15 protein-coding genes are annotated in these 19,511 nt (G+C 71.3%); 5 read left to right on the top strand and 10 right to left on the bottom strand.

Annotation, left to right across the window (positions count from 1 at the left end):
• Window positions 1-430: 430 nt before the first annotated feature.
• Window positions 431-922, bottom strand: a complete 492-nt coding sequence (locus OG842_RS06185; protein ID WP_266728187.1) for a GtrA family protein — start codon at window positions 920-922, stop codon at window positions 431-433.
• A 233-nt stretch (window positions 923-1,155) separates the two neighbouring features.
• Here OG842_RS06185 and OG842_RS06180 point away from each other — a divergent pair, with 233 nt between their 5' ends.
• A complete protein-coding gene (locus OG842_RS06180; RefSeq protein WP_266728185.1) occupies window positions 1,156-1,980 on the top strand; it encodes an SAM-dependent methyltransferase in 825 nt (274 codons plus the stop codon).
• Between the two features lie 121 nt (window positions 1,981-2,101).
• Window positions 2,102-2,932 (top strand): SAM-dependent methyltransferase, encoded by an 831-nt coding sequence (locus tag OG842_RS06175; protein ID WP_266728183.1) that lies wholly within the window; start codon window positions 2,102-2,104, stop codon window positions 2,930-2,932.
• 84 nt (window positions 2,933-3,016) lie between these two features.
• Here the strand turns inward: OG842_RS06175 and OG842_RS06170 are convergent, their stop codons facing one another.
• The 6 genes from OG842_RS06170 to xylB all read right to left on the bottom strand — a co-directional run bounded on the left by OG842_RS06170 (window position 3,017) and on the right by xylB (window position 11,936).
• On the bottom strand, window positions 3,017-5,689 hold the full coding sequence (locus OG842_RS06170) for a glycoside hydrolase family 31 protein (RefSeq protein WP_266728182.1): 2,673 nt from the start codon (window positions 5,687-5,689) through the stop codon (window positions 3,017-3,019).
• Between the two features lie 292 nt (window positions 5,690-5,981).
• Window positions 5,982-6,503, bottom strand: coding sequence for a DUF4232 domain-containing protein (locus OG842_RS06165; RefSeq protein ID WP_266728181.1), 522 nt, complete (start codon window positions 6,501-6,503; stop codon window positions 5,982-5,984).
• A 191-nt stretch (window positions 6,504-6,694) separates the two neighbouring features.
• Window positions 6,695-8,062 (bottom strand): cytochrome P450, encoded by a 1,368-nt coding sequence (locus OG842_RS06160; protein ID WP_266728180.1) that lies wholly within the window; start codon window positions 8,060-8,062, stop codon window positions 6,695-6,697.
• A gap of 209 nt (window positions 8,063-8,271) precedes the next feature.
• Window positions 8,272-9,117, bottom strand: coding sequence for a hypothetical protein (locus OG842_RS06155; protein WP_266728178.1), 846 nt, complete (start codon window positions 9,115-9,117; stop codon window positions 8,272-8,274).
• A complete protein-coding gene (locus OG842_RS06150) occupies window positions 9,117-10,391 on the bottom strand; it encodes a VWA domain-containing protein (protein WP_266728176.1) in 1,275 nt (424 codons plus the stop codon). The genes OG842_RS06155 and OG842_RS06150 overlap by 1 nt, the downstream gene beginning before the upstream one ends.
• A 63-nt stretch (window positions 10,392-10,454) precedes the next feature.
• A complete protein-coding gene (gene xylB / locus OG842_RS06145) occupies window positions 10,455-11,936 on the bottom strand; it encodes a xylulokinase (RefSeq protein ID WP_266728174.1) in 1,482 nt (493 codons plus the stop codon).
• A 219-nt stretch (window positions 11,937-12,155) separates the two neighbouring features.
• Between xylB and xylA the strand changes: the two genes are divergently transcribed.
• On the top strand, window positions 12,156-13,325 hold the full coding sequence (gene xylA / locus OG842_RS06140) for a xylose isomerase (protein ID WP_266728172.1): 1,170 nt from the start codon (window positions 12,156-12,158) through the stop codon (window positions 13,323-13,325).
• Between the two features lie 39 nt (window positions 13,326-13,364).
• On the opposite strand, the gene OG842_RS06135 is transcribed toward xylA, so the two are convergent.
• The 3 genes from OG842_RS06135 to OG842_RS06125 all read right to left on the bottom strand — a co-directional run bounded on the left by OG842_RS06135 (window position 13,365) and on the right by OG842_RS06125 (window position 16,918).
• Window positions 13,365-14,606 (bottom strand): ROK family protein, encoded by a 1,242-nt coding sequence (locus OG842_RS06135; RefSeq protein ID WP_266728170.1) that lies wholly within the window; start codon window positions 14,604-14,606, stop codon window positions 13,365-13,367.
• Between the two features lie 69 nt (window positions 14,607-14,675).
• Window positions 14,676-15,674, bottom strand: coding sequence for a formylglycine-generating enzyme family protein (locus OG842_RS06130; RefSeq protein ID WP_266728168.1), 999 nt, complete (start codon window positions 15,672-15,674; stop codon window positions 14,676-14,678).
• The gene (locus OG842_RS06125; protein ID WP_266728166.1) at window positions 15,671-16,918 is read right to left on the bottom strand and encodes an ROK family transcriptional regulator; all 1,248 of its coding nucleotides are present in this window, start codon (window positions 16,916-16,918) and stop codon (window positions 15,671-15,673) included. The genes OG842_RS06130 and OG842_RS06125 overlap by 4 nt, the downstream gene beginning before the upstream one ends.
• Window positions 16,919-17,128: 210 nt before the next feature.
• Here OG842_RS06125 and OG842_RS06120 point away from each other — a divergent pair, with 210 nt between their 5' ends.
• Together OG842_RS06120 and OG842_RS06115 are read left to right on the top strand one after the other, a co-directional pair.
• Window positions 17,129-18,655, top strand: coding sequence for a sulfatase-like hydrolase/transferase (locus OG842_RS06120; RefSeq protein WP_266728164.1), 1,527 nt, complete (start codon window positions 17,129-17,131; stop codon window positions 18,653-18,655).
• Complete coding sequence (locus OG842_RS06115; protein WP_266728162.1) at window positions 18,652-19,509, top strand: ABC transporter permease; 858 nt, start codon at window positions 18,652-18,654, stop codon at window positions 19,507-19,509. Before OG842_RS06120 ends, OG842_RS06115 begins: the two co-directional genes overlap by 4 nt.
• Window positions 19,510-19,511 lie beyond the last annotated feature (2 nt).

Raw genomic sequence — 19,511 nt, 5'->3', positions numbered from 1 at the left:
AACGCCTCCAGTTGACCGCCGAAGCTGGCGGATACGACCAGGTCCACCCCGGTCTCGACCGCCTGCTCCCACGGCAGCACCGGCACCCCCGTGTCGGCCAGCAGCTCGGCCGTGCCGGCCGCGAAGGCCGAGGAGCCCGTGCAGGTCACCAGCAACTGGACCCGCAGATCGTCGTCGAACAGGGGCAGCACATCGAGCAGCCGCGTCGCGGCGGTCACGTTGTGCACGACGACCAGCACCCGCAGGCACTTCCCCCGGGTCGCCCACCGTGCGGCGTCGTCCCCCACCGGCACCCGGACCCACCCGGCCCGCCCGTACTCCATCCACAAGCCCCTCATCCGCCCCGGCCCGCCCGCAGGCTCCGTACCGCCCGTGCGACCGGCCACGCCAGTCAACCAGCACGATCGCCGGTCGGGCCACCGAGGGGGCGTCACACGGCCATCGCCACGGAGGACTTGCCCAGAGTGTCGTCGTGCGGAGCGCGCCCGCGCCCCCTCCGCGTGCGGTTCCCGAAGACGACGACCCGCAGCAACACGAACCGTCCGACCCCCGCCAGAGCGGACGCCGACAGATAGACCGTCTGCGCCAGCAGGGGGGAGGGAGCAGGCTGCACGGCGAACAGGCACAGCAGCGCCCCCGTCGTGAACGCATAGCTCACGGCGACCGTCGCCCCGGACTGGAGATGGACCCCCCACCCCCTACGTTCGCTCCGGAACGAGATCCGTCGGTGCAACTCGGTCGCGACGACCGTGGAGACCACGGTGACCAGTGCGTTCGCAACGGCCATCGGCATGCGCGCGCTGAGCAGCACCACCGCCGCGCTCGACGCCAGCCCGACCCCGCCGCCACACACGACGAACCGCGCGAAGGCCGCGAGGAGTGGCCGAAGGGCGCGCGTCCGCAGACGCGTTGGGGCGGTCACTGACGGGCCTCCGTAAATTCTGAGGGGGAACGGTGGATCGAATCCACTTCAGAACCTACGGATTCGGCGCCGTTCGAGCGACTCGATAATGTCCGGCTCAAGCGGGGGACAACCCGGAACCCACCCCGGGCCGAACACGGGAGACATGTTCGGTGACGTATGTGGCCATAACTCTCGCGACGCCCAGGTAGGTTAAGGCCATAGCTTGATCACTTTCGCGTCCGGAGGTCTCCATGAGTGAGCAGCAGCCGTCCGTCACCCCTCCCGCCAGGCCGGTGTCGGAACGGATCGACACCACCAGGCCTCATTCCGCCCGCTTCTGGAACTACTTCGTGGGCGGGAAGGACAACTACGAGGTCGACCGTGAGATCGGTGACCAGATCAAGGCGTTCTTCCCGGGACTCGTCGACGTGGCGGTGGCGGGGCGGCAGTTCCTGCGGCGTTCGGTGAGCCACCTCGTTCAGGAGCGGGGGGTCCGGCAGTTCCTGGACATCGGGACCGGCCTGCCCACCGCGGACAACACCCACCAGGTGGCCCAGGACATCGCGCCCGAGGCGCGCATCGTGTACGTCGACAACGACCCGCTCGTGCTGACGCACGCCCGCGCGCTGCTGACCAGTTCGTCCGAGGGCGTGACCGACTACATCGACGCCGACCTCTACGACCCGGACAGCATCCTGGCCGAGGCGGCGAAGACGCTCGACTTCGACCGGCCCGTGGCCCTGATGCTGCTCGGCATCCTCGGTCACGCGGACGACTTCACCAAGGCCCGCGAGGTGGTCGGCCGGCTGATGGCGGGGCTGCCGGCCGGCAGCTACCTGGTGGTGTACGACGGCACGCGCACCAGCGAGGGCATGATCGCCGCGGAGAAGGCGTACATCGAGAGCGGCGCGGTTCCGTACTACGTGCGCGAGCCGGACGAGATCGTCACGCTCTTCGACGGGCTGCGGATCCTCGACCCCGGCTTCGTCCGGCTCAGCGAGTGGCGGCCCGACGCCGACAGCGCGACCGTGCCCGCGGACGTCGACGCCTTCGGGGGGATCGGCGTCAAGGAGTGACGTGGCCCGCAGCCCGATGCGGGTGGCCGGCCGTCGGATCACGCGTGTCCGCGCGGCCGGCCGGGCGACTGCTGCAAGATGTTGGTGCAGGTGGTTGACCAGTACCTAGGGGGAACGCCGGATGACAGGGTACGGATCCGGTGCGGACTGCATCGACACCACCAGGCCGCATCCCGCGCGGGTGTACGACTGGATTCTCGGCGGGACGGACAACCATCCCGCCGACGAGGAGCTCGGGAGACAGATCGCCGGGCTCTCACCGGACACGAAGCACATCGCACGGCACAACCGGTGGTTCATGCACCGCGCGATGCGCTGGCTCGCGGGCGAGGCGGGGATCCGGCAGTTCCTCGACATCGGTTCCGGCATTCCCACCGAGCCCAATCTGCACCGGACCGTCCAGAGCACGGCTCCCGACGCCCGGGTCGTGTACGTGGACAACGACCCCGTCGTCCTGGCCCATGCCGGGGCGCTGCTGAGCGGGAGTGCCGAAGGAGTGACGGCGTACCTGGACGCCGATGTGCGGGAGCCGGAGAGGATCCTCGAACTGGCCGCCGACGTCATCGACTTCGACCGGCCCGTCGCGCTCTCCCTCATCGCGCTCCTGCACTTCATCGACGACGGCGATGAAGGTGGCGGCGGCGAGGGAGCGTACGCGCTGGTGGAGCGGTTGACGGAGCGGCTTCCCGCCGGAAGCTGCCTGGTGCTGTCGCAGCTCACCGGTGACTTCGACCCCGGGAGCGTGGAGAAAGGGGTGGCCTCGTACGCGGCGGGCGGTATGACGCTCGTCCCGAGGTCGCACCGGGGCGTCAGCCGGTTCTTCGACGGGCTGGAACTGGTCGAACCCGGCCTGGTGTCGGTCGTCGACTGGCATCCGGAACTCAGCCTCGGCGAGCTCCCGGTGGAGACACAGCCGGTGCCGATCTACGGTGCGGTCGCCCGCAAGCCGTAGCGTGAGACGGGCGCGGGGGGCCGGGGACCGTCCGGAGACGGCCCCCGGCCCCCGCATTGCCGGGTTCGTCGGCTGCTTCCGCGGCTACTTCCGCAGTTCGACCGTGAAGCCGCGCCCGGTGGAGACGGACGGTGTCCTGACCTCCGTGATCCCGGTCGCGGGGTCGGTGAACCAGCCGGATCCGGCCCTGGCGAGCTCCGCCGCCGAGTTCACCCGGCGCAGGCGGCTGTGGCCCATGACGACCTGCGACGGTGCGTGCTCGCCGTGCACGGTCAGGTCGTACGAACGGGCGGCCACCTTGCCCTTGTAACTGCCCACGCTCGCACCGATCCTGACGGTGGTGCCACCCTCCTTGCCCCGGGCGGGTGCCTCGACCCGTACGTGCTGGGTGGCCGAGGCACCCTGCGCGAACTTCCTCGTCACGCCGTCGTCCTCGTAGAGCGTGTACTGCGTGGTGCCCTGCGGGTGGATGTCGTAGCCGAGCCGGGTCCGGTCCCGGGACTCCCAGGACATCGTGCCCTCGGGCCACATCGGCACGATCGATCCGCCCTTGACGAAGAGCGGCAGGGTGTCGAGCGGCGCCTCGTAACCGTCGATCGTGGTCGGGCCCTGGTACGTCCGGCCCGTCCAGTAGTCGGTCCAGGTGCCCTTGGGCAGGTAGATGCCGTTACGGACGTCCGTGTCGCTGTACACCGGCGCCACCAGGAAATCGGGGCCGGCCAGGAACTCGTACTTGGCGTCGGGACCGAGCGCCGCCGGGTCGTCGGGGTACTCCAGCGCGAGCGGCCGGACCGCGCCGACACCGGTCTTCGTGGCCTCCTTCGACAGGGTGTACATGTACGGCAGCAGCCGCTCCTTCAGCATCAGGTACTTGCGGTTGATGGAGGTGTACGGCTCCCCGTCCAGCCACGGCTGCTGGTCGTGCGGCTTCTTGGTGGTGATGTCACTGGCCCAGCCGTCCATGGTCATGATGGCCGGGAGGAACGCCTTCCACTGGAGGTCGCGGGTGTACATCTCGGGGTCGTGACGGTAGATGCTGCCGACGTCACCCGTGTTGTACGCGATGCCGGACATGGTCGCTCCGGCGTACGTCGGGATCTGCCAGCGGATGAAGTCCCAGGACAGGCTCTGGTCCCCGCTCCACAGCACACCGCAGCGCTGCGCACCTGCCCAGGACACGGGCAGCCAGACGAAGCCGCGGGCGTCGCTGTTGTTCTCGATGCCGGCCTTGGCCTGGTCGCAGGCGTCCAGCGCGAAGCCGTAGCCGCCGCCGACCCAGGCGACGTCCAGCTTGCGGACGCGTACCCCGGCCTTGGCCTCAGCGGCCTCGTCGGGCAGACCGTTCTGGGTCCAGAGCCCGAGCTGGGCGTGGTTCTTGTTGAGCCCCGCACCCGTCTCCGACAGGTTCTCGTAACCGCAGCCGTAGCCGTCGTTGACGAGCATCCAGCCGAGCGGCATCCCGTTGCCGACATAGCTGTCGGAGACCTTCAGGGCGTCCAGGGTGTGGCGCTCGCCCCGGTTGGCGTTGTGGAGGTAGCAGTCGGCGGATCCGGGCTCCAGCCCGTACACCGGGGGCATGAACGGCTTGCCCACCAGGGAGGTGTACTTGCCGATGACCGACTTGGTGTCACCGGTGAAGTAGTAGGCGTCCAGGCGCCGTTCCTGCTGACCGGTCCGCACCGGGGAGTCGAAGTCGTAGATGCCCGGCGTCATGGTGTTGCGGAACACGCCGTAACCGGCCGTGGAGATGTAGAACGGCTGGGAGTTGTTGTAACCGCCCTCGTTCCAATTGGTGTTGTTGCCGACGTTCATGAGCCGGCCGCGGTGGGAGAAGCTGCCGTTCTGCTCGCCGCCACCGAAGAACTGCTCGTCGGCGCCGCGCTTCAGGCTCTGCCGCATGCCACCGCCGGTCCAGCGCAGCGGATCGGCCTCCTGCCAGATGGCCGTGCGGTTGTCGGCCTTGTAGAGGCCGAAACGCAGCGGCTTCTTGTACACGCGAAGCACCACGCCCTTGGAACGGATGCCGTAATAGGTGCCCGCGTCGAAGGACTTGGTGTGCGGTTGCGCGGTGGGCTGCTGCCGGATCATGTGGCTGTCCTTCGGGTCGGCGAGCACGCCGTCCGGGGATGCCTGGAGCCGCAGCGTGTCGTCGGTGAAGAACTCGGCGCGGGCCTTGAGAGCACCTGCCTCGATCTCGTACCTGCCGTGCGAGCCGCTGAGACCGGTGAGGTTCCCGGCATCGGTGGCCTCGGGCAGATATGCCTTTCCGCTGAAGGAATTGTTGTGCACGTCGTAGGGGACGACCACCACGTGGTAAGTCCCGGAAGCCTTCGGTATGACCGCGGACTCGGGGTCGGCGGTGCCGGCGCTGGAAGCCACCTGCTTGTTGGCCGAGTCGTAGATGTACATGTCGAAGTCGTCCGTGGGCGTCTCCCATTGGATGGAGACGGGGACGCCGCCCTCGGGGTTGTCGTCCCACTGGCCCTCGGGCGGGTCGACGGTCAGGTCGAACCGGGCACAGACCGCATTCTCGGGGTCTTCGGCGGCCGTGCCGCACTTGCTGGGCGAGTCGACGGTTCCCTTGGCGTACACCGGGCTCTGCCACGTAACGGTCTTCGTCGCGCTGTCCAGGGTGCCCGAGGGTGTGGCCGCGGCATGGGCCTGCGGGGCCGGGCCGGTCAGGGCGGTGAGTGCGAGGACGATCACCGACAGCGTGCCGAAGGCCGCTTGGCCGGGACGGTTCTTGAGTATCCGCAAGGAGTGTTCTCCGTTCGTACCGAACAGCGAAATAGGTGACACCTGCGCAGTCGTGATTGGAACTCTGGAGATTCGAGCATCAGAATTCACCGTACGACCGGTGCATGTCAACGCTTGGCCGGTGCTCCGGCCGGCGTTCCGGGTGCCACCCGATGCCGTCCGTCCGCTTCACTGCCGGGGCCGAGCGCCGACGTCACAACGGCCCCCGACCCGCGGTGGACCGTCGGCGGTACCGGCTACGGTCTGTAGCCGCCGCTCACCCCGGCGCGCCCTTCGCCTCGGTGTGCCCCGCTCACCCCGGCGCGTCCGCCAGGGCGCTGTCCGCCGCCGCGCGCGAGTGCTGCCAGACGGTGGTCACCGGCACCCACACATGGACGCCCTCCGGCATGCCGACGGTGGCCGCGCCGAAGGTGACGCCAAGGTGGGAGGGGTCCGCGGCCACGGAGAGGCTGCCGACGACGTGGCCCTCGGTGGCCGCCGGGTCGGCGGTCCGTACGGCGGCGTACGCCCGCTCGCCCGGGGACAGCTCGTAGGGGCCGCTGCCGGCGGGCGGGACGACTTCGGCGGAGCCGTCGAGGCCCCGGAAGGTGATCGTGGGGATCCGGTCCACCGCGCAGGACCGGCCGCCGTTGTTGACGACGCTGATCCGGGCCGTGTTCCGCTGTCCGCCGGGTGCGGCGTGCACCGTGAGGGCCTTCTCCTGGCAGGTCGCCGGGCGGCTCGCGGCGTCGGTCGTCGCCGACGCCGTGGTGCCGGTCAGTGGCAGGGTGGCCGCGACGGCGAGTGCGGCGGTGAGGGCGGGGCGCAGACGCATGGTGTTTCTCCCGTTGGATCGACAGCCTGCGGGTACGGCCGGACGGCCCGCCGGCCGGTGCGGCCGACATGGACAGTGTGAACCGCATGACCTGATCTCCGCGACAGATCGGACATATCGGTTCGGTGTGTCCGGTGCGGGGGCGGTCCCGCAAGGGACCGGCGCGGCCACCGGGCCCGCCCCGCGCGACGTCAGCGGGTCCGGACCGTCGCCATCACTTCCCGGTCCGGTTGCAGCGTGAGCGAAGGGACCGGCTCGATGACACCCGGGTCCACGTCCAGCTCGAAGCGGCGGGCCAGCACGGCCAGGATCAGCACGGACTCGACCATCGCGAACCGGGCGCCCAGGCAGACCCGGGGGCCGCCGCCGAACGGGAACCAGGCGTACTCCGCGATGCTGTCGCCCTCCTCAGGGTCCCAGCGCTCGGGGCGGAACTCCTCCGGCTCGGGGAACCACCGTGCGTCGCGCTGGGTCGCCCACTGGCTGGTCCACACCCGGGTGCCCTCCGGCATCGGCACACCGCCGATCTGCGCTCCGGCCTTGGCGACACCGGTGACCAGCCAGATCGTCGGGTAGAGGCGCAGTGTCTCCTTGACCACGGACTGGGTGTACGTCAGCCGCGCGTAGTCGTCGAACTCCGGTTCCCGGTCGCCGAGCACCCGGTCCAGTTCCTCGGCGAGCGCGGCACGCACCCGCGGGTTGCGGGCCAGCAGATACCAGGCCCACACCAGAGTGGAACTGGTCGTCTCGTGCCCGCCGATGTACAGCGTGACCGTCTCGTCGCGGATCTCCTGATCGGTGAGGCGCTCACCCGTCTCGTCGACCGCCGTCAGCAGCCGGCTCAGCAGATCGGGGCGCTCGTCCCCGCCGTCGCGGTGACGGGCGACGACCCGGCCCACCTCGGCGTCGATGACCGTCGCGGCCTTCTTGATCCTGGCTCTGCCGGGGGTCGGCACCCAGTCCGGCAGCAACGCGCCGATACCGGCGAACTCCTTGCCGATCTCCTGCTGCGCCACATCCATCGCCCGGCCCATCGCCTCGGCGTCGGCCGCCGTGTCGACGCCGAAGATCGTGCGCACGGCGATCCGTTGGGTCAGCGCCGCCATCTCCCGCTTGATATCGATGCGTTCACCGCCCGACCAGGTGTCCGCCAGCTCCACCGTGCTGCTCGCCATCGTCGCCGCGTACGACCGCACCTGCTTGGGCCGTACGGAGGGCTGCACCAGCGACCGCTTCCGCCGCCAGTCCGTGCCGCGGGCGACCACCACGCCGTTGCCCATCACGGTCCGGAAGGCGATGCCCAGGGCCGGCTGGTCGAAGGAGCGTTCCGTCTCGGTGAGCAGCTCACCTATGCAGTCCGGATCCGCTATGTACACACAGGAGTTGGGGCCGAATCGCCAGCCCACCATGTCCCCGTGGGAGCGCAGCCGCTCGAAGAAGGCGAGGGGGTTCTTTCCGAACTGCGGCAGATTCCCGATGAACGGCAGCCCCTTCGGGCCCGGCACGATCCGGTGGCTCCGCGGCTCGGCGTCGATGGCCGGGCCGGTCTCCGTGGACATGAATGTCTCCGCTCCCTTGTGGCGCACCCGATTCGGTGCGCGGCGACCTGACTTCAGCGGTACCGCACGCCCTGGAACCTGTCATCGGCCTTGTGCGGTACGTGAGTTGTCGAGGGTAGTCGCTGTCAGCCACCGCCGGCCCGGCCCGGGAGCGGGCCGGGCCGGCGATGTGCCGGGCACCTGTACGGAGCCCGGGCCGCGCTGCGCGGTCAGACGCCCGGCGGGACCCGGGACGGGCGGCCGCTGCCGCGCGTGAGGCGGTAGCCGAACACGGCCGCGAGCGCACCGAGCACTCCGCCGCCCACCGTCCACAGCCAGCGGTCGGTCCACCAGCCCGACGCCCAGCCGTCCTCCGGCGCACTGGCGAGCGGGGCGTCGGACGAGCTGTCGTCGCCGTCGGCCGAGTCGTCCGAGGCCTGCGCGACGGAGGACACACCGGGGACCAGCGGCTCGGCGAGCGTGCCGTCCACATCGCCCGCGCCGCCCTTGTCGGCGGCCGTGACCTCGATCTCGGTCTTCACCGGCAGGCCCAGGTCAGCCGACGGCAGATCGACGACCGTGAGGCGTACGTAGTAGCTGCCCGGCAGCGGGTCGTCGGCCCACGGCTCGGACCAGGCGCGGACGGTCCGCAGTACGCAGGTCAGCTCGACCGCCGACGCGTCGGCCGCGGCCTTGCCGGTCTGGCGGCCGTACATGCAGGCCTGGCGGCGCCGCAGCCCGTCGTACACGTCGACCTGCCAGGTCGACGCGCCGTGCCGGGTGGCGCTCTCGGGCAGGGTGATCTTCGCCTTGACGGTGGCCCGCTGGCCCGCGTCGGCGGGGAACACCCAGTACAGGTAGTCACCCGTGGACGCCCCGGCGGTGGCGAGCTGGTCCGGCTTGATCGCCGTCGCCGTACGGAAGGTGGTGCCGGCCTCGGTGGGGCCGGAGCCGTCCTCCGAGGCGCTCGGGCTCGGGCTCGCCGACGGGTCGTCGGCCACCGCGGCGCCCGCCGACGTCAGCAGGGCGATCCCGGCGAGCAGCACGCCCGCCAGTGCACGTGTCCTACGCATCATCAGTTGGTCCTCCAGACAGCGACGCGCCAGCGCGAGATCCAGCCGAAGACCAGGCCCGCGACCAGCCCGGTGAGCACCAGGACACCCAGCAGCCACCAGCCGCGGCCGAGGCCGAACGCGGCGGCGTCGGCGGCGTCGTCCGGGGCGTCCACCAGGTCCACGGTCAGCTCGACCGGCATACCGGGCGAGGTCTTCACCGAGGCGGGCGCCGAGAAGGAGTTGCTGACCTGGAGGCACACGGTCTCGGCGGCCGGCTTGTCGCTGTCCGAGCCGTCCACATCGGGCTTCGGGTAGCGCAGGCCGGAGGAGATCGCGTCCGTACGGCCGGTGCCCGACTCCGAGCCCCGTACGATCTCGCGGCCGTGCACGGTCAGTGCGCGCATCAGCACGCCGTAGTCGTTGTTCACGGCGCGATCGGCGAAGACGCTGACCGAGGCCCGCAGTTCCTGGCCGGGCAGCACGTCGACCCGGTACCAGCGGTGCTGGCCGAACTTCTCGCGGTCGGTGTAGAGGCCGGCCTCCAGCTTCGGAGCCGAGGAGCAGCTGTCCGCACCCTCGGTCGCCACCGGGGTGACGACGGGCTCGGCGGCCCGGTCGACCAACTGCTTGACGCGGCCGGAGAGTTCATCGGTGTGCTGGACCGCGGTGTACGTTCCGCCGGTGGCCTCGGCGATGCAGGTCAGCTGTTCGCGGATCTTCGCGTTGGGCACCAGGCCCAGGGTGTCGATGACGAGGTGGATGCCGCGGGCGGCGATGTCACGTGCGACCTCGCACGGGTCGAGCGGGCCGCAGGTGTCCTCACCGTCACTGATCAGTACGATCCGGCGGGTGGAGTCGCCGCCTTCGAGGTCGTCGGCGGCGCCCAGCAGGGCCGGGCCGATCGGGGTCCAGCCGGTGGGGGCCAGGGTGGCGACCGCGGTCTTCGCCTCGGTGCGGTCCAGCGGGCCGACCGGATAGAGCTGCTTGGTGTCCTTGCAGCCGACCTTGCGGTCGTCGCCCGGGTAGTCGGCGCCGAGCGTCCGGATACCGAGCTCCACCTGCTCGGGCACCGCGTCCAGAACCTCGTTGAACGCCTGCTTGGCGGCTGTCATCCGGGACTGGCCGTCGATGTCACGGGTCCGCATGGAGCCGCTGACGTCGAGCACCAGCTCGACCTTGGGGGAAGCTTTGGCGGGGGCTTCGTCGGCGGCGGCGGGGAGTGCCGTGCCGAGCCCGGCGGTCAGGGTGGCGAGCAGGATGCCCACCCCGGCCGTCAGCCTTTTTCTTATGATCATCGCCGGATACTAGTGAAGATCGCCGTGCTTACCCAAACCGGTCCCAGGACCGCCGGGGAACCGTCAGAAACCGCCGAGCAACGGCCCCGAGGCCCGCTCCAGCACCGAACCGACCCGCTCCCAGGTGGCCGAGTCCCGCTGGACGGACGGCAGTCGGACATCCTCGCCGGTACCCCAGCCGGCGGCGATGGCGACCGGGTCGGCGCCGGTGGCCGCGGCCGCCGCCAGTGCGGCGGCGCCCAGAGCCACATGCTCGTCGCTCCCGGGCACGATCACGGGACGCCCGGAGAGCCGCCGTACCGTCTCCACCCAGGCCCGTCCCCGGGCGCCGCCGCCGATCAGCCGCAGTGGGCGGGCGGCCACCTCGGGGTCGGACGGGTCGAGACCGCAGGACCGCAGCAGCTCGTCGAGGGCGCGCACCACGGTGACCACGGCGCCCTCGTAGGCGGCGCCGAGGAGCTGACGGGGCGTGGTGTCGTGCCGGAGCCCGGTGAGCAGACCGGCGGCGGTGGGCAGATCGGGGGTGCGTTCGCCGTCCAGGTAGGGGAGGAGCACCGCCTCGCCGCCGGGGGAGGCGTCGTCGCGGTCCAGGCCGAGCAGCGCGGCGACCTTGTCCACGGCGAGCGTGCAGTTGAGGGTGCAGGCCAGCGGGAGGTACGTGCCGTCCGTCGCGGCGAAGCCGGAGAGCGCCGAGGATGCGGGCCGGGTCCGGGACGCCGCGAAGACCGTTCCCGAGGTGCCGAGGCTGAGGACGGGGTGGTCCAGCAGTCCGGCGCCGCCCAGCCCGAGGCCGACGGCGGCGCTCATGTTGTCCCCGGTGCCCGCGGCGACGGCGGTCGTGGCGGGCAGACCGAGAGCGTCGGCCGCCCCGGCGGTCAGCGAACCGACACGGGTCGCCCCGGTCGGGGCCACTTCGGGGAGCAACGCGGCGTCCAGGCCAAGGAGTTCGAGGAGTACGGGGTCGTAGACGCCGGTCGCGGTGGAGTACCAGCCGGTGCCCGAGGCGTCGCCGGGGTCGGTGGCGGCGGTGCCCGCGAGCCGTTCGGTCAGGAAGTCGTGGGGCAGGCGTACGGCCGCGGTCGCGGCGGCGATGTCCGGCTCGTTCTCCCGCAGCCACCGCCACTTCGACGCGGTGACGGCGGCCACCGGCACCGATCCGGTACGCGCGGTCCAGGCGTCGGGGCCGCCGAGCGCCGCGGTGAGCGCGGCGGCCTGCGGGGCGGAGCGGGTGTCGTTCCACAGCATCGCGCGGCGCAGTGGACGGCCCGAACCATCGAGGACGACCAGTCCGTGCTGCTGTCCGGCGACCGCGATGCCGGTCACCGCCGACGCGGCGGCTCCGGACTCCTTCAGCCCGGCGGCGACGGCGTCGCGCAGCGCCCGCCACCACACCTCCGGGTCGCTCTCGCGGGCCCCCGCCGCACCATGGACGACATGCGGCGCGCGGCCGACGGCGAGCAGCCGGCCGCTCGTGGCGTCGACGAAGGCCGCCTTGGTGGACTGGGTGGAACTGTCCACGCCGATGACGACGGTACGCGGCGGCATGGCGCCCTCATTCCTGTGCTGCGGGCCCGTGCGGTGGTACCGCACGGAGTTTGGACATGGTCGAAACAAAATACGCGACCGAGTCTCCGTCGAACAGTGCTCATGTGAGGGGTTACGCGCCCGAGGTGGCGCATGCATCATTAGTCATGACAGTGAACAAATGAGGTCCGGGGCGGTTCGACCAGCCCAGGGCCCGACGGCACCGAAGGCGGTCACACGATGACGGAACGCTTCACGCCCACCCCCGAGGACCGGTTCACCTTCGGACTCTGGACGGTCGGCTGGCAGGGGCGCGACCCGTTCGGCGACGCCACCCGCGCGGCGATCGACCCGGCCGACTCCGTGCGGCGGCTCGCGGAACTGGGCGCGTACGGCGTGACGTTCCACGACGACGACCTGATCCCGTTCGGTTCGACGGACACCGAGCGCGAAGGGATCGTGAAGCGGTTCCGGCAGGCGCTGGACGCGGCCGGGCTGGTCGTCCCCATGGCGACGACCAACCTCTTCACCCACCCGGTGTTCAAGGACGGCGCGTTCACCGCCAACGACCGCGACGTACGCCGTTACGCCCTGCGCAAGACGCTGCGCAACATCGACCTCGCCGTCGAACTGGGTGCCACCACCTATGTCGCCTGGGGCGGCCGCGAGGGCTCCGAGTCCGGTGCTGCCAAGGACGTGCGGGTCGCCCTCGACCGGATGAAGGAGGCCTTCGATCTGCTCGGCGACTACGTCACCGGACAGGGCTACGACCTGAGGTTCGCCATCGAGCCCAAGCCGAACGAGCCGCGCGGTGACATCCTGCTCCCCACCATCGGCCATGCCCTCGCCTTCATCGAGCGCCTGGAGCGGCCGGAGCTGGTCGGCGTCAACCCGGAGACCGGGCACGAGCAGATGGCCGGGCTGAACTTCCCGCACGGCATCGCGCAGGCCCTGTGGGCGGGCAAGCTCTTCCACATCGATCTGAACGGTCAGTCGGGCATCAAGTACGACCAGGACCTGCGCTTCGGCGCGGGTGATCTGCGCCAGGCGTTCTGGCTCGTCGACCTGCTGGAGACGGGCGGCTACGAGGGCCCCCGGCACTTCGACTTCAAGCCGCCGCGCACCGAGGACCACGACGGGGTCTGGGCCTCGGCCGCGGGCTGCATGCGCAACTATCTGATCCTCAAGGAGCGCGCCGCCGCGTTCCGCGCCGACCCAGCCGTCCGGGAAGCACTGCGCGCCTCCCGCCTCGACGAACTGGCCCGCCGCACCGCCGAGGACGGTGTCGCCGGGCTGCTGGCCGACCGGTCGGCGTACGAGGAGTTCGACGTGACGGCGGCGGCGGAACGGGGGATGGCGTTCGAGGCCCTCGACCAGTTGGCGATGGACCACCTGCTCGGCGTCCGCTGAACCCGGGGCGCGCCCGCCGAACCCGGGCCGCCCGGCCGCTCAGCCGGCCGGGCGGCCCGCGTACGCCACCGGGTCGGCCAGCGCCTCCGTCAGCACCAGCGCCGCCGCGCCCCGGGCCGCGTCACCCGCGACGGACGAGGCGCGCAGCCGCCCGCTCCCCGGGGACCAGAGCCCCGACACCACACGGCCGGTCAGTTCCTGGTCGGCGGGCGGCGACAGCCACGGCATCAGGTTCCGGTAGATCCCGCCGAGCACCACCGCGTCCGGGTCGAGCAGATTCACCGCCCCGGACAGCACCCGCCCCAGCATCCGGCCGGCCTCCGCGACAGCGGCCACCGCCCGTCCGTCCCCCGCGCGGGCGCGCCGTTCCAGCTCGGCCACCCCGGCACCGCTGCCGGACTCCGCGATCCCGGCGGCCCGCAGGAGCGCCGCCTGTCCCGCGTACTGCTCCAGGCAGCCGCGCGAGCCGCACCGGCACTTTGGCCCCTCGGCGTCCACCACCACATGCCCGATCTCCCCGGCGAATCCGTGCGCCCCGCGCAGCAGTTCACCGTTGACGACCAGCGCACCGCCGACACCGATCTCGCCGGTCAGGTAGAGGAAGCTGCGCAGGTCGTCGAGTCCGCCGAACCAGAGCTCGGCCAGCGCCGCCAGATTGGCCTCGTTCTCGGAGGCCACCGCCAGCGCCTCGTGTCCGGGGCGGGCGCGGGCGAGCGCGGCCGCGAAGAGGTCCTCGGCCGGAACCCGGTTCCAGCCCAGGTTGGGCGCCTGGCGCACCGTACCGCCGGAAACCAGTCCGGGCAGGGCGAGGGCCACGCCGACCGGGCGGAGCTCCTGTTCGCGCGCCGACTCCAGGGTGCGTGCGGCGATGCCGGCGGCCCGCGCCAGGACCTCTCCGGGCGGCGCGCCGCGGTTGTCGAGGTGCTCGGTGAGCCGCACCCGTCCGGTGCCCGCCAGGTCCACGACACACACCGACACGTAGTCGATGTTGACCTCCACACCCAGCCCGGCGGGCCCGGTGCGTGCCACCTTGAGCGCGGTGCCGGGGCGGCCCGCCTGACCGCTGAACGTCTTGCCGGACTCGGTGAGGAAACCGGTGGCGAGCAGCTGCTCGACGAGCGAGGACACCGCGGCCCGGGTCAGCCCCACCCGTGCGGCGACCCCGGCTCTGGTCGCCCCGCCCTCGGCCTCGTCGCGGACGGCGCGCAGCACCAGGCTGAGGTTGCTCCGGCGCACGGTGTCCTTGTCGGCCTTGGGCCCCAGCGGTGTGATGCTCTTCATGTCGGAGCCGAGCCTATGCGATCCCTTGTGCGACTCCCGGGTGCGATCCCTTCCGCGGCCCCGGCCCGCTCAGAGCGCGCAGCGGAATCCGCCGTGGCCCGTCGTGCTGTCCGGCGTGTTGGAGGTGCGGGCGGCCACCCGGTAGCGGGTGCAGTAGGAGCTGTGACAGAGGTAGGAGCCGCCGCGCAGGACCCGGTTCGCGCCGACCGGCGGCCCGACGGGATCGATGCGGGAGGCCGGGCGGTCGGCGACGTGCCAGTCGACGCTGAACCGGTCGGCGCACCACTCCCACACATTGCCCGAGGTGTTGTACAGGCCGAAGCCGTTGGGCGGGTAGGAGTTGACGGGGGCCGTGGAGAGGAAGCCGTCCTCGCCGGTGTTGCGCACGGGGAAGTCGCCCTGCCAGATGTTGCAGCGGTGCCTGCCCCCGGGGGTGAGCTCGTCGCCCCACGGGAAGCGGGCCCGTACCAGTCCGCCACGGGCCGCCTTCTCCCACTCGGCCTCGGTCGGCAGCCGCTTGCCGGCCCATCGGGCGTAGGCCGTCGCGTCGTTCCACGACATATGGACCACGGGGTGATTCCGGCGGTCGCCGATCGAGGTCCCGGGACCCTCGGGCGCCCGCCAGTACGCACCGCTCACCGCTCGCCACCAGGGTGCGCCGGGGACGATGCCGGGCAGCACCGCGTGGCGTGCCTGCGGGGGTACGAAGGAGCCGAACACATAGGACCAGCCGATGAGTTCGGCCTCGGTGCGGTAGCCGGTGGCCTTCACGAACACGGCGAACCGGGCATTGGTCACACAGGTCGCGTCGATGTGGAACGGGCGGACGGCGACCTCCCGTACCGGCCCCTCACCGTCCGCCGCGAACCCGTCCTCGTCCTCGCCGCCCATCAGGAACGGGCCGCCCGGGACGGCGACCATGCCCCGAAGGACCTCGGCCGGACGGCGTACGGGGACGGCGAAGTCCGCCGGCGGAGGGCAGGGCGAGCCGTCCGGCGGCGGGGCGGCGAGCGTGGAGTCCGCCGGGTCCGTCGCCTGTGCCCGGGACGGTCCGCAGCACGCGTTCATCGTGACGCCCCGGTGACGAGGGGCGAGCCGTCCTCGGTGGCGTCGCCGGGAACGGACCTGTCGTCGAGCAGCCCGGCCAGTTCCTGCCCGGTGGTGCGCAGCAGCAGGGCCACCCCGCCGAGCGCGGCCGCGTCGCCGCTGAGCGCGGAGCCGCGCACCTCGACGGTGCGGGGCGCGGTAGGCAGGGAGAGGGCGGCGAGCTGTTCCCGGATCGGGGCGAGGACGAGTTCGTCCAGGGCGGCCGGTTCACCGCAGACCACGATGCACTCGGGGTCGACCTGTGCCGCGAGGGCCGCGAGGACCCGCCCGGCGGTGACGGCCGCGCCGCGGAACACATCGGCGACGTCCGGCCGGCCCGCCGCCGCGAGCGCGACCATCTCCTCGGCGTCCTCGACCATCACGCCCCGGTCGGCGCAGGCCGCGAGCAGAGCGGGAAGGCCGATGAGGCCCTCCAGACAGCCGCGGCCACCGCAGTGGCAGGGCTTTCCCTCCGGGTCGCAACTGGTGTGGCCGATCTCGCCGGCCGCGCCGTGGGCGCCGCGCACCAGCTGGCCGTTGACGACGAGCCCCCCGCCGACCCCCTGGGACCACCCCAGGTAGACGGTGTTGTCGAGGCCGCGGGCCGCACCCCAGGTGACCTCGGCGAGCGCGGCGAGCCTGGAGTTGTTGTCGGTGAGTACGGGGGCGTCGAAGTGCCGGCCGAGTTCGGCGGCGACGTGGCTGGCGAAAGGCGTCATGTTGCGCGGATCGCCGGAGGCCGGATTCTGGACGAATCCGGGGAGCCCGAGGCCGATGCCCTGGACCGGAGCGAGGCTGATGTTCTCGCGCCGTACCAGCTCCTCCACGGCGGCGACGGCCTGCGCGGCCCGCTCGGGGGCGCCGCTGTCCGGCGGGGCGGGGACGCTGTACCGGCCGACGATCTCGTGGGCACAGTTGGCGACGACCACATGGATCCGGTGGCGCTGGAGGTCGATGCCGATCAGCTCGGCACCGCGCGCGTTCAACGCGATCTCCAGTGCGGGCCTGCCCCGGCCGCGCGGATGTTCCGGGTCCGGGGCGGGCTGCTCCACGACGGCCTTGCGTTCCAGCAGATCGGAGACGATCGCGAACAGGGTGGTGCGGGAGAGCCCGACCCTCGCCTTGAGCTCGCCGCGGCTCAGCGCGCCCGACCTGCGCAGTTCACCGAGTACGGCGGCTTCATTGGCCCTGCGCAGACGTTGCAAGGCATCGGTGCGTTCCGTCATGCACGCATGGTCGATCGGCCGAGGTGTTTCTGTCAACGCGCCGGAAGAATTCACACGCTTTTTATTCCCAAGGGTTGACGTAAAAAAGTCGCCGTCCCTACAGTTCCGGTCACTTGCCTGCCCGAGCACGTGCTTCGGCACCGGTCCGAGCGCCTGCTCGGGCCCTCGGCGGCACCAACGTGAGCGACCCGTCGAAAGGGCGAACAGCCAGTGGCTCCGCGCAACGTCCTGTTCCTGATGACCGACCAGCACCGGGTCGACACCCTGGGCTGTTACGGCAATCCACTCGTCGACACCCCGGCTCTGGACGCCCTGGCGGCCGAGGGGACCCGGTTCGACCGCTTCTACACGCCGACCGCCATCTGCACCCCCGCCCGTGCCTCACTCGCCACCGGCCTTCACCCGTTCCGCCACGGCATGCTGAACAACCCCGAGCGCAACGGCGGCAGCAAGGACGAACTCTCCGACGAAAGTCCCATGCTCTGGCGCCAGTTGATGGACCGGGGCTACCAGGTCGGCCACGCCGGCAAATGGCACATCGGCCGCGAGCGCGGCCCCGAGTTCTACGGCCTGGACGGCGAACACCTGCCCGGCGCGCTCAACCCCGTACACCATCCCTCGTACGAGAAGTGGCTGGAGGGCAACGGCTTCCCGCCCTTCGCCGTGCGCGAACCCGTCTTCGGCACCGCCGCCAACGGCACCGGACGCGGCCACCTCATCGCCGGCCGGCTCCAGCAGCCCGTCGAGGCCACCATCGAGGCGTTCCTCACCGACCGGACCCTCGCCCTGCTGGACCGGTACGCCGCCGACTGGAAGGCGAGCGGCACGCCCTTCATGCTGTCGTGCCACTGGTACGGCCCCCACCTGCCGTATCTGATCCCCGACGAGTACTACGACCTGTACGACCCCGCCGACGTGCCGTTGCCCGCCTCCATGGCCGAGACCTTCGCGGGCAAGCCCGATGTGCAGCGCCAGTACAGCGCGTACTGGTCCTCGGACGATTTCGACGACGCCGCCTGGCGCAAGCTCATCGCCGTCTACTGGGGCTACGTCACCATGATCGACCACCAGATCGGGCGGCTGACCGACGCGCTCCGGGAGCACGGGCTCCTGGACGACACGGCGGTCTTCTTCACCGCCGACCACGGCGAGTTCACCGGCGCCCACCGGCTCAACGACAAGGGCCCGGCGATGTACGAGGACATCTACCGGATCCCCGCGATCGCCCGTGTCCCGGGCGCTCCCGCCCAGGTCAGCGACGACTTCGCCAACCTCATCGACCTCAACCCGACCATCCTCGACCTGGCGGGCGCCCCGATACCCGAACTCTGCGACGGGGAAAGCCTGTTGCCGCTGCTGATGGGGGAGAGGCCCGGGGTAGCCGGGACCACCCGGGGATCCGCGACGGCCGCAGGGAACGCCCGTGACCAGATCGTCGCCGAATTCCACGGCCACCACTTCCCCTACTCCCAGCGCATGATCCGCGACCGGCGCCACAAACTGGTGCACAACCCGGAGAGCGTGCACGAGCTGTACGACCTGGAGACCGACCCGCACGAACTGCACAACGTGTACGAGGCACCCGCCTACGCCGGTGTCCGGCGCGACCTCACCGTGCGGCTCTACCGCGAGCTGCTGCGCCGCGGCGACCCGGCCTACTCCTGGATGAGCTACATGGCGGACATCGGTGGAGACCGCGCGGCGGACGTCGACGGAGTCGCGGAGGAAGTCGCATGAGACAGAAACTGCTGCCCGGCCACGCACCGGCGGACGAACCGGCCGCGGCCGCACCGGTGAAGAGCCCGAATCCGGCGAAGCACCCGGAGAAGAAGGCCCGCAGCACGGGCCGGATCCGCTCCCTGCTGCTCGGCCTCGCCTCCGCCGCGCTCGGCCTGGCGGCCTGGTCCGTCCTCGCCAACAGCGGCATCGACGGCTTCCCCGGACCCGTCGAAGTGGCCCGCCGGGCCATCACCCTCATCGGTGACGGCACGCTCCTCGCCGACGCGGGCGCCAGCCTGAAACGGGTCCTCATCGGCTACGTCCTCGGCGTCGCCCTCGCGATCCCCGTCGGCTTCCTGATGGGCTGGTACCCGGTCGTCCGCCGGCTGATCGAACCCTGGCTGCAGTTCTTCCGCATGGTGCCGCCGCTCGCGATCATCCCGCTCGCCATCGTCCTCATGGGCATCGACGAGACCCCGAAGATCTTCGTCATCTTCCTGGCCGCGTTCCTCAGTTCCGTCGTCTCCACCTTCCAGGGCGTCGTCGCCGTCGAAGTCACCCTCGTCGACGCGGCCCGGGTGCTCGGCGCCCGCGACCCACAGGTCTTCCTCGGCATCGTCGTCCCCGCGTCCACGCCGTTCATCCTGGTCGGCATGCGGATCGGCCTCGGCGCCTCCTGGGCGACCGTCGTGGCGGCCGAACTCATCGCGGCCCAGGGCGGACTGGGCTTCCGGATGCAGCAGGCCCAGCTCTACTACGACCTGCCGACCATCTTCGTCCAGCTCATCGCCATCGGAACGATCGGCCTCGTCATGGACCGGCTGCTGCTCCTCGCCGAGCGCCGGCTCACCCACTGGCAGGAACGGCGGTAACC

This window comes from Streptomyces sp. NBC_00376 (genome assembly GCF_036077095.1).
Classification (GTDB): Bacteria; Actinomycetota; Actinomycetes; order Streptomycetales; family Streptomycetaceae; genus Streptomyces.
This window is presented reverse-complemented; position numbering and strand designations above follow the sequence as displayed.